The sequence below is a fragment of the Micromonospora sp. CNZ296 genome (assembly GCF_007827635.1).
The window spans coordinates 184863-194857 of record NZ_VISW01000006.1; the positions used below are offsets into that span (position 1 = coordinate 184863).

The 9995-nt window shown below is 75.0% G+C and carries 8 protein-coding genes; 5 read left to right on the forward strand and 3 right to left on the reverse strand.

All coding sequences use genetic code 11. From position 1 onward, the window contains the following. Positions 1 to 79 precede the first annotated feature (79 nt). Positions 80 to 256 carry a hypothetical protein gene (locus tag FB455_RS12650; protein ID WP_225319553.1) on the reverse strand — a complete coding sequence of 59 codons (177 nt, stop codon included), beginning with the start codon at positions 254 to 256 and terminating at the stop codon, positions 80 to 82. Positions 257 to 290: 34 nt separating this feature from the next. On the opposite strand from FB455_RS12650, the gene FB455_RS12655 reads away from it, so the two are divergent. Both FB455_RS12655 and FB455_RS12660 read left to right on the forward strand, forming a co-directional pair. Next, the gene (locus tag FB455_RS12655) at positions 291 to 1523 is read left to right on the forward strand and encodes an RNA-guided endonuclease InsQ/TnpB family protein (RefSeq protein WP_145753481.1); all 1233 of its coding nucleotides are present in this window, start codon (positions 291 to 293) and stop codon (positions 1521 to 1523) included. Between the two features lie 53 nt (positions 1524 to 1576). Further along, positions 1577 to 1792, forward strand: a complete 216-nt coding sequence (locus tag FB455_RS12660) for a YwqG family protein (protein WP_255367961.1) — start codon at positions 1577 to 1579, stop codon at positions 1790 to 1792. A gap of 13 nt (positions 1793 to 1805) precedes the next feature. On the opposite strand, the gene FB455_RS12665 is transcribed toward FB455_RS12660, so the two are convergent. After that, a complete protein-coding gene (locus FB455_RS12665; protein WP_030268509.1) occupies positions 1806 to 3131 on the reverse strand; it encodes an aminotransferase class V-fold PLP-dependent enzyme in 1326 nt (441 codons plus the stop codon). A gap of 140 nt (positions 3132 to 3271) precedes the next feature. On the opposite strand from FB455_RS12665, the gene FB455_RS12670 reads away from it, so the two are divergent. Together FB455_RS12670 and FB455_RS12675 are read left to right on the forward strand one after the other, a co-directional pair. Further along, the gene (locus FB455_RS12670) at positions 3272 to 4162 is read left to right on the forward strand and encodes an alpha/beta hydrolase family protein (protein WP_013286782.1); all 891 of its coding nucleotides are present in this window, start codon (positions 3272 to 3274) and stop codon (positions 4160 to 4162) included. A gap of 93 nt (positions 4163 to 4255) precedes the next feature. After that, positions 4256 to 6973, forward strand: a complete 2718-nt coding sequence (locus FB455_RS12675; RefSeq protein WP_030268512.1) for a helix-turn-helix transcriptional regulator — start codon at positions 4256 to 4258, stop codon at positions 6971 to 6973. A gap of 64 nt (positions 6974 to 7037) precedes the next feature. Here the strand turns inward: FB455_RS12675 and FB455_RS12680 are convergent, their stop codons facing one another. Next, on the reverse strand, positions 7038 to 7796 hold the full coding sequence (locus FB455_RS12680; RefSeq protein ID WP_030268514.1) for a class I SAM-dependent methyltransferase: 759 nt from the start codon (positions 7794 to 7796) through the stop codon (positions 7038 to 7040). 181 nt (positions 7797 to 7977) lie between these two features. On the opposite strand from FB455_RS12680, the gene FB455_RS12685 reads away from it, so the two are divergent. Next, on the forward strand, positions 7978 to 9995 hold a 2018-nt coding region (locus FB455_RS12685), incomplete at its 3' end, for an FAD-dependent oxidoreductase (protein ID WP_486481528.1).

Below are 9995 nucleotides of genomic sequence, written 5' to 3' on the forward strand. Positions count from 1 at the left end.
CCGAAGTGCGGGCCAGTGCTCCGGCCTTCAGGCCGGGGAAGGCCCGCGCTGGGAGGGCCGCCAAGGCCCGAGCAGTGCCTTAACCTCGCGCCCGCTCGTTCTGCTCGGCCACGGGGACCGGCACGATGGCAGCGATCCGGCGTCCGTGGTTGGTCACGTAAAGGGTCTTGCCGTAGACGGCGACGCCGTTGAGCGCTCCGGCGAGCGTCTTGCGCAGCTCGCGGACGCTGATCTCATTTTCGCGGGTGTCACTCATAGTCGCCATCGTAACCTTGTGTACACTTGTGTGTGTGCAGCTCCGGTACAACTACCGCGTGTACCCGACGCCTGGCCAGCAGATCGAGCTGGCGCGGGCGTTCGGGTGCGCGCGGGTTGTGTTCAACGACGGGCTGCGCCTGCGTCAGCAGGCCCGGGAGGCGGGGGAGAAGTACATCTCCGACGGGGAGCTGTCCCGGCGTCTGATCACCGAGGCGAAGGCGACGCCGGAACGCGCGTGGCTGGGAGAGGTTTCCACCGTGGTGTTGCAGCAGGCACTGGCGGACCTGAACACCGCGTACCGCAACTTCTTCAACTCGATCACGGGCAAGCGCAAGGGCCGCAAGGTCGCACCTCCCCGGTTCCGCTCCCGCAAGGACAACCGGCAGGCCATCCGCTTCACGAAGAACTCCCGGTTCAAGGTCCTCGACAACGACCGGCTGCGGTTGCCGAAGATCGGCGACCTCGCAGTCCGCTGGTCCCGGACGCTGCCCTCAGACCCGTCATCGGTGGCGATCATCCGGGATGCGGCCGGACGGTACTTCGCGTCGTTCGTCGTGCAGACGGGCGAGGACGAGGCGTTACCGCCGGTCGACTCCGAGGTCGGGATCGACCTGGGCCTGACCCACTTCGCGGTGCTCTCGGACGGCACGAAGGTGGCGGCGCCGACGTTCCTGCGCCGGGCCGCGCGCAAGCTCAAGCGGTTGCAACACGACCTGTCCCGCAAGCAGAAGGGCTCGGCCAACCGCAAGAAGGCCGTCGTCAAGGTCGCACGGGCGCACGCCCGGGTGGCCGACATGCGGCGGGACTGGCAGCACAAGCTGTCCACGGCGATCATCCGCGAGAACCAAGCGGTGTACGTCGAGGACCTGTGCGTCGTCGGTCTCGGCCGGACGCGGCTCGCGAAGTCCGTGCACGACGCGGGCTGGGCCAGCTTCACCGCCATGATGGAGTACAAGGCCGCCCGGTACGGACGCACCTTCGGCCGGGTGGATCGGTTCTTCCCGTCCACCCGCATGTGCTCCGACTGTGGCCGGATCAACGAGAAGATGGCGCTCAACGTCCGAGCGTGGGACTGCCCCTGCGGGGCAGCCCACGACCGGGACGTGAACGCCGCGAAGAACGTCAAGGCCGCCGGGCAGGCGGACTTCAACGCCCGTGGAGCGCACGTAAGACCGGGGCTCGTCCCGGCGGCGCGCAACGAAGCGGGAACCCACCCGGACGCCGCGTGTTCCACGCGCAGCGTGGAGGGAATCTCCGTCCCTTAGGGCGGAGAGGATGTCAAACCATCTCGGCGCAGGACCCGCCCGAGGTGATCATGATGGAGCGGGAGCGGCAGGCGAGGTCGCTACCCCGCCAGGAGCAGATGGTGGCTCTGTACGAGGAGGAGCAGCGGGTGATGCGCGAGTGGGTGCCACTGGCCCAGTTCGGCGTACCGGACGAGGAGTACGTCAACGCGCGGTTCCTGATCCGCCACGACGACCTCGCCGCCCGGCGGTTCGACAGGGTGCTGTCCTTCTGCGAGTTCACCGAGTGACAGCCGGAGCGGCTCAGACCAGCGTGCGGACCGCCCGCAGCGCCGCCTCCACGTCCTGCTCGCCGTTCGCGATCGTCGCGCCGAAGCGCAGGTACGACGGCCGGTAGGGCGTGCTGCTGGCGATCACGCCGGCCGACCGCAGCCGGTCCACCGCCCGGTCCGCCGGCACGCCCGGCACCTCGCAGCAGACCACCCCGGCGGACAGGTCGGCGTCGCGCGGCGTGACCAGCCGGACGCCCCGGATCCCGGCCAGCCCCTCCTTGAGGAGGTCCGCGAGTTCCCGGGTGCGCCCGGCGACCCGGGCCGGGCCGATGCGCCGGTGGAACGCGAACGCGTCGGCGAGCGCCCAGCGGTGCTCGAAGCTGTGGTAGCCGCCGGGCGTGTGCGCCGGGCCCGGTGGCACGGGCTGCCCACCCGTGCCGCCGGCGAGCCAGCGACCGATGCCGCGCCTGTCGAAGCTGGGGATCACCGGCGTCATCCGGGCCCACGCCCGCTCGGCGGCCCAGACCAGGCCGGTGCCGCGCGGCCCGAGCAGCCACTTGTGGCAGCCGGAGACGAGCACGTCGCAGCCGAGCTGCTCCGGTGTGGACGCGTCGGCGCCGAACCCGTGCACCGCGTCGAGGCAGAGCAACGCCTCCGGGCTGCGCTCGCGGACCGCCTCGGCCAGCCGGCGTACCGGCAGCTTCACGCCGGTGCTGGAGTGCACCCAGGTCAGCGCCACCACCCGGGTACGCGGCGTGAGCGCCGCGGTCAGTCCCGCGACCATCTCGTCCGCCCCGGCCGTGGCCGCGTCGCGGTAGAGGCGGGCCCGGCGTACTGTCACCCCGTCGCGTTCGGCGCGCAGCCGCAGCGCCTCGTGGGTGGCGTAGAAGTCGTGCTCGGTGGTCAGCACCTCCTCGCCCGGTCGCAGTCGGATCGCGCTGTAGACCAGGCCGAGGCCCATGGTCGTGGAGTCGGTGAGCGCGATGTGGTCCGAGCGGGCGCCGAGGTGCCCGGCCGCCGCGGCGAGCACCGCCCGGTCCAGCCGTTCCTCGTTCGCGGCCAGGTAGCCGGAGGCGTCCCGGTCGAGGCCGGCGCGGTGGGTGGCCACGGCGGCCCGTACCGGGGCCGGGTGCGGGGCGAAGACGAACGTGGCCAGGTGCGCCCGGGAGCGGTCGAGCGCGAACTGGGCGCGGACGCTGTCCCAACTGGCCGGATCCAGGGCGGGCGCGTCGTCGGACACCGCGGTCCCGGCCGCCGGGCGGTCCGGGTCGCAGCCGGTGGCCAGGCCGGTGACGCCCGCCGCCGCTGTGGCGCCGAGCAGGTGCCGCCGGGTCAGGCGCCGTCGGGTCGGATGCATGGGGTCAATCGTCCGCCGTGCATGTCACGGCCGGGTCACCGTCGGTGCCGGGGGACCGGTGATTTCACCGATGCGCGTCGGCGGTCCGGGCGCGGATGCTGACGCATGTCGATGTAATTCCGGCGCAAGGAGTGACCGACGTGCCCACCACCATCCGTTCCCGTACCTCCGTCCGTGCCCTGGCCCGCCTCGCCGTGGCCGCACTGCTCGCCACCGGCGGCGCCCTCGCCGTCCCGGTCGCCGCGAACGCGGCCAGCCCCTACGAGCGCGGCCCGGCGCCCACGAACGCCATCCTGGAGGCCAGTCGCGGGCCGTTCGCCACCTCCTCGATCAACGTCTCCTCGTTGAGCGTCACCGGCTTCGGCGGCGGCGTCATCTACTACCCGACCAGCACCGCCGAGGGCACCTTCGGCGCGGTCGCCATCTCGCCCGGCTACACCGCCTCGTGGTCCAGCCTGAGCTGGCTGGGGCCGCGGATCGCCTCGCACGGCTTCGTGGTGATCGGCATCGAGACCAATACGCGGCTGGACCAGCCGGACAGCCGGGGCCGCCAGCTCCTGGCCGCGCTGGACTACCTGACCCAGCGCAGCTCGGTCCGGGGCCGGATCGACTCCTCCCGGCTGGCAGTGGCCGGGCACTCGATGGGTGGTGGCGGCAGCCTGGAGGCCGCGGCGGCCCGGCCGTCGTTGCAGGCCGCCGTCCCGCTCGCGCCGTGGAACCTGGACAAGACCTGGTCCGACGTACGGGTGCCGACGCTCATCATCGGCGGCGAGAGCGACAGCGTGGCACCGGTGGCGAGCCACTCGATCCCGTTCTACAACAGCATCCCGGCGTCCTCGGAGAAGGCGTACCTGGAGCTGAACGGCGCGAGCCACTTCTTCCCGCAGACCGTGAACACGCCGACGGCGAAGCAGACGGTCGCGTGGCTGAAGCGGTTCGTCGACGACGACACCCGCTACGAGCAGTTCCTCTGCCCCGGTCCGACCGGGTCGGCGATCGAGGAGTACCGCAACACCTGCCCCAGCTCCTGATCCCCTCCGCTCCCGGGGTGGTCGCCACGGCGGCCACCCCGGGAGCGTGTCCGCCTCTTTTCCGACGGGTTGCCCATCTGTGACACTGCATGCATGGTTTCTGCATCGACAGTGCATATAGCCTTGCGGGGCCGGGACGACGAGTGCGACGCGATCCGCCGGCTCCTCGACCGCGACGACGGCGGCGCCCTGCTGTTCCACGGGCCGCCCGGCTCCGGGCGCAGCGCGCTGCTGGCGTACGCCCGCAGGTGGGCCGGGCAGCGCGCGGTGCTCGCCGGCGGCGGCCTGGCCGACGAGGCGACACTGCCCTACGCCGGGCTGCACCGCCTGCTCGACCCGGTGCTGGACGCGGACACCGCACTCCCGGTGCGGCAACGCCGGCTGCTGCGCCGGGCGCTGGGCGGCGACGGGTGCCCGGCCGAGCAGCGGCTGGCCCTGGCCGCGGCGGTGCGCTCCCTGCTCGCCGCCGTAGCCGCGGACCGGCCGATGCTGTGCACGGTGGACGACCTCGACACCGGCGATCCGCAGAGCGCCTGGACGCTCGCCGTGGTGGCGCGCCGGCTGCGCCGGCTGCCGGTGGCGATGCTGCTGACCGCGACCGCACCGGCCACCGTCGACGGCGTACCCGCTCACCGGCTGCGCCCGCTGGACGCCCACGAGTGCCACGCGATGCTCGCCGGGCTCCGCGAGCGGCCGCCCGCGCCGGTCGCCGCCGCACTGGCCGCGCTCAGCCGGGGCAGCCCGGCGGCGCTGACCGACCTGGCCGGCACGCTCACCCCCGCCCAGTGGCGGGGCGAGGCGCCGCTGCCCGACGCGCCGCCCGTGGACGGCGCGCTCGCCGCCGCGTACCGGGCCCGCCTGGACCGGCTGCCGGTCCCGACCCGGCGGATGGTGCTGCTCGCCGCGCTCGACCCCGGCGACGACCCGGGCACCCTGGTCCGCGCCGCGTGGGCGGCCGGGCTGACGGTCGAGGCGCTCGCTCCCGCCGAGGCCGCCGGACTGCTGCGCACCGGGCCCGGCGGGGTGACGTTCCCGCACCCGCTCGCCCGCACGATGATCACCGCCGTCGCGCCGCTCGCCGACCTGCGCGCGGCGCACCTGCTGCTGGCCGGCACGCTCGCCGAGGGCACGCTGGGCCGGGCGCTGCGCCACGCCACCGCCGCCGACTGTCCCTCCGACGTGCTCGCCGCCGAGCTGAGCGCGGCTGTCGACGAGGTGCCGGACCGCGCCGCCGCGGCGGTCGTGCTGCGCCGCGCCGCCGAACTGAGCCCCGACCCCGGCCGCGCCGCCGAACTGACAGTCGCGGCCGCGCGGTGCGCCTGGACAGCAGGCGACCCGGACCAGGCCCGAGGGCTGCTGCGACGCCTGCCCGCCGCGTCGCCCGTCGAGGGCCGGGCCGACCTGCTCCGCGGCGACATGCAGCTGCGCTGCGACGCGCCCGCCGCCGCGGTCGTCACGCTGCTGGCCGCCGCCGACGCGGTCGCGCCGGCCGACCGGCGGGCCGCGCTGCTGGCGCTGGTCCGGGCCGGCGAGGCCATCTGCGTCACCGGCGACCAGTACCGGTACGCCGAGGTGGCCCGCCGGGCCGAGGCGCTGCGGCGGCCCGGCGACCCGCCCGAGCTCGACCTGCTGGCCACGTTCGCCTCGGGCGTCGGGGCGACGCTGCGCGGCGACCACGCGCGCGGCGGCCCGGCGCTGCGCCGGGTCGTCGTCCTCGGCGGCCGGCTGACCGGGCCCGCGCTCACCCCCGGCGCGCTCGTCTGCGCCGCCGCGGCCGCACTGCTGGTCGCAGTGGACGGTCCCGCGCACCGGCTCGCCGGCCGGGCGGCCGAGGCGGCCCGCTCACGCGGCGAGCTGTCCCTGCTGCCCCGGGCGCTGGAGCTGCGGGCGGTCGCCGAGTACTGGCTGGGCCGGCACGAGGCCGCGGCGGAGACCGCCCGCGAGGGCGTGCGCGCGGCCCGCGCCACGGGCCAGCACGTGTGCGCCCAGGTGCACCTCGGCATCCTCGCCGTGCTGGCCGCGGTCCGCGCCGACCGGGACGCCGCGCTGGCCCGGATCGCCGAGATCGGTGACGGGGCCGCGCCGGGGAGCCGGCCGGACGCCTACGCCCGCTGGGCGCTCGGCGTGCTGGACCTGATCGACGGCCGGTACGCCGACGCGGTGGCCCGGCTGTCCGCGCTGGCCCGTACCCGCACCGGCCGGGGGCAGGTGCTGGTCCAGGTGATGGCCACGCCGTACCTCGTGGAGGCCGCCGCCCACGACGGCGGGCGGCCGGCCGCCGCGCTCGCCGTGTTCGACCACTGGGCCAGCAGTACGGCGAGCCCGTCGCGGCGGGCGCTCGCCGCGCGCTGCCGGGCGCTGCTCGCGCCGCGCGGCGGTCCGGAGGCCGAACGGGAGTTCCACACGGCGCTGCGGCTGCACCCGGCCGACACCGACCGGTTCGAGCGCGCCCGCACCGAGCTGCTGTTCGGCCGCGAGCTGCGCCGCCGGCGCCGGCCGCGGGACGCCCGCGCGCACCTGCACCGGGCCCGGGAGGCGTTCACCCTGCTCGGCGCCGCCGTCTGGGCCGACCGGGCGGGGGAGGAGCTGCGCGCGGCGGGGGAGTCGGTCGGGCCGGTGCGGCACGGCCCGGAGCAGTTGCTGACCGGGCAGCAACTGCACATCGCCCGGCTGGTCGCGGAAGGGGCGACCAACCGGGAGATCGCCACCCGCATGTGCCTGTCCACCCGGACCGTCGACCACCACCTGCGCAACGTCTTCCACCGGCTGGGCGTCCGCTCGCGTACCGAACTGGCCCGACTGCTGTCCTGACCGCCCGCCGCCCTCGGGCGCCCGCGCGGCGTCGGTCGCCGCCGAGCCGGCTGCGCCGCCGGGGTCAGCGCAGTGCGGCCACCGCGGCGTCCGCGCCGCCGCGCCAGAGCACGCCGGCCTCGGTGAAGCCCGCCGCGCGCAGCGCGTCCAGGTGCCAGGTCGCGGGCGGGTTCCACTCCGGGCTGTGCCCGGTCGGGTAGATCTGCCGCCGCTTCTCCACCAGCGGCCCGAGCACCGGATCGTCGGCTGCCTGCTCCCACCAGTCCGACCAGGACAGCGCCGCGCCCGCGCGGTGCCGGGCCGCCCGCTGCTCGCCGGCCCGCGTGTGCAGTCGGCCGGTCAGCGTCGGCATCCCCTCGTCGGGCATGTGGTCGGCGTTGACGAACACCCCGCCGGGGCGCAGCACGTCGCGGATCTCGCCGTACAACCGCGCGAGGCGCGGACCGTCGAGCCAGTGCAGGGCGGTCGCGGTGAGCACGGCGTCGTAGTCGCGGTGCGGCAGCGCGGCGGCCCAGTCGGGCCGGTTGAGGTCGGCGGTCACCACAGTGGCCCGCCCGGCCAGCGCCGCCTCGGCGAGTGTGAGCAGCACCGGGTCGAGGTCGAGCACCGTCACCTCGGCGTCCGGCCGGCGGGCCAGCGTCCGCAGGCTGATCGATCCGGTGCCGCCCGCGAGGTCGAGGACGCGTGGCGGCCGGTCGCCGGCGACCGCCTCGACGGCGTCGAGCATCGCCGCGAAGCGGTGCTCCCGGTCGGGCAGGTACGCCTCCTGCTGCCGGTCCCAGCTCTCCTGCCAGGCCCGCACGTCCAAATCGTAAGGAGTCATGCCGCTCACGATAGTTACCGCCGGTGGACCTGTCGAGGCTTGTTGCCAAAGTTTTGCAATAAGCGCCGCCGTCCCGGCGGCGTCACCGGGACCGGACGTGCGGCGGGTCGACGGTGACGAGCGGGTGACGCGCGCTGCGGCAGGGTCGCGGCACGACGACGGCACCGTTCGAGGGGGCTGCATGATCAGGACGATGCTCCGGCTGCGCGCGCGCACCGGCTGCGAGCCCGCGGTCGGGCCGGCCTTCGAGACGGTCGCCGGGCAGCTCGGCGCGCTGGTCGGCAACCTGCGGCACGAGCTGCTGCGCGACGCCCTCGACCCGCGCGGCTTCGTCGTCGTCACCGAGTGGGCCGACGAGGCGGCGCTGCGCGCGTACCGGCGGGGGCCGGTGGCGGCCCGCCTGGCCGACCTGCTCCGGCCGCTGACCGAGCCGGACGGCGACCCCGGCTACCCGCTGATGCGCGAGACCGGGGACGGGACGGGTCCGGTCTACGTGGACGTCGAACTGACAGTGCCGCTCGACCGGCTCGCCGAGTTCCACAGCGGCTACCCCGAGGTGGTCCGGCGGATGGCGGCGATACCCGGCTACCGCCGCGAACAACTGCTGCGGGAGCCCGGCTCGGACATCCACCACATCTTCGCCGAGTGGGACGGCGCCGCGCCGTTCCTCGCCTGGATCGGCGACCCGGCCCACGCCTCGGCGCAGGCCGGGCCGATCGCGCCGTTCCTTCTCGACATCCGGCGCCGGCTGTTCCACGTCGTGCCCGACGCGGACGGCCGCCGACAACCCACCACGGGCTGGGAGGCCGACGTGCACAGGACAACAGACGTACTCGTCGTCGGGGCGGGGCCCACCGGGCTGACCGCCGCCGTCGAACTGGCCCGGCGGGGCATCGACTGCCTGGTGATCGACAAGCAGGCCACCCCGCCCGGCCACGCCGACAAGGCGATCGGTGTGCACTGCCGCACCATGGAGATCTGGGAGGAGCAGGGCGTCGTCCGCGAGGCCATGGACGCCGGCATCTGGCTCACCGGCAACACGGTCTTCGTCAACGGCGAGCAGACCCACCGGATGAGCTGGGAACTGCCCGGCCTGCCGTACGCCCACCTCGGCCTGCCGCAGTACGAGACCGAGCGGATCCTCACCGCCCGGCTGGCCACGCTCGGGGTCCGCCCGCAGCGCGGTGCCGAACTCGTCGACTTCACCCAGGACGCCGACGGCGTGACCGCCACAGTCCGCACCGCCGACGGCGGCACCGAGACGGTACGCGCGGCGTACCTGGTCGGCGCCGACGGCGCGCACAGCCGGGTACGGGAGCGGCTCGGGCTCACCTTCACCGGCGGGCTCGGCCGGTTCCCGCAACTGTTCATGCTGGTGGACGTCGACGTGGACTGGGACATGCCGGACGGGCACCTGCTGCGGTTCCTGCACATGACCGACGGGCAGATGGACGGGATGCTCGTCTGCGTACCGCTGCGCGGCGAGCACCGCTACCGCATCGCCACCCTCGCCCCGCCCCGGTTCTTCGCCCAGACCGGCGGACGGGACGCCCCGCCCGGGTTCAGCGAGGAACTCGACGAACCGACGATCGAGGACGTGCAGGCCGCGCTGGACCGCCTGGCGCCGCCCGGCACCCGGGCGAGCAACCTGCGCTGGTCGTCGGTGTTCCGGATCAGCCACGGCATCGTCGACCGCTACCGCGACGGTCGCGTGTTCGTCGCCGGGGACGCCGCCCACCTGCACCCGCCGGCCGGCGGCCAGGGCATGAACACCGGCATCCAGGACACCTGGAACCTCGCCTGGAAGCTGGCCCTGGCGGTACGCGGGCTCGCCGCGCCCGGCCTGCTCGACAGCTACGAGACCGAGCGGCGGCCGGAGGGCGAGGAGATCGTCGGCCGGGCGGTACGGATGGCCGGCACCGAGGAGGTGGACCGCGCCGACCTGGAACGGCAGTTCCTCCAGGAGATGTCCATGCTGCTCAGCTACGCCGGCAGCCCGCTGGTCGGGGAGACCGTCGCCGACCCGGCCGCGCTCGGTGACGCGCCCCGCCCCGGCGACATCGCGCCCGACGTCGACGGGCTGCGCCGGCGCGGCGTCGGCCACCCGCTGGTCGGGGAGACCGTCGCCGACCCGGCCGCGCTCGGTGACGCGCCCCGCCCCGGCGACATCGCGCCCGACGTCGACGGGCTGCGCCGGCG

What these genes read in the sequence shown, in the direction of transcription:
- FB455_RS12650 (WP_225319553.1), bottom strand. Translation starts at nt 256, where the DNA reads ATGAGTGACACCCGCGAAAATGAGATCAGCGTCCGCGAGCTGCGCAAG.
- FB455_RS12660 (WP_255367961.1), top strand. Translation starts at nt 1,577, where the DNA reads ATGGAGCGGGAGCGGCAGGCGAGGTCGCTACCCCGCCAGGAGCAGATG.
- FB455_RS12665 (WP_030268509.1), bottom strand. Translation starts at nt 3,131, where the DNA reads ATGCATCCGACCCGACGGCGCCTGACCCGGCGGCACCTGCTCGGCGCC.
- FB455_RS12675 (WP_030268512.1), top strand. Translation starts at nt 4,256, where the DNA reads ATGGTTTCTGCATCGACAGTGCATATAGCCTTGCGGGGCCGGGACGAC.
- FB455_RS12680 (WP_030268514.1), bottom strand. Translation starts at nt 7,796, where the DNA reads ATGACTCCTTACGATTTGGACGTGCGGGCCTGGCAGGAGAGCTGGGAC.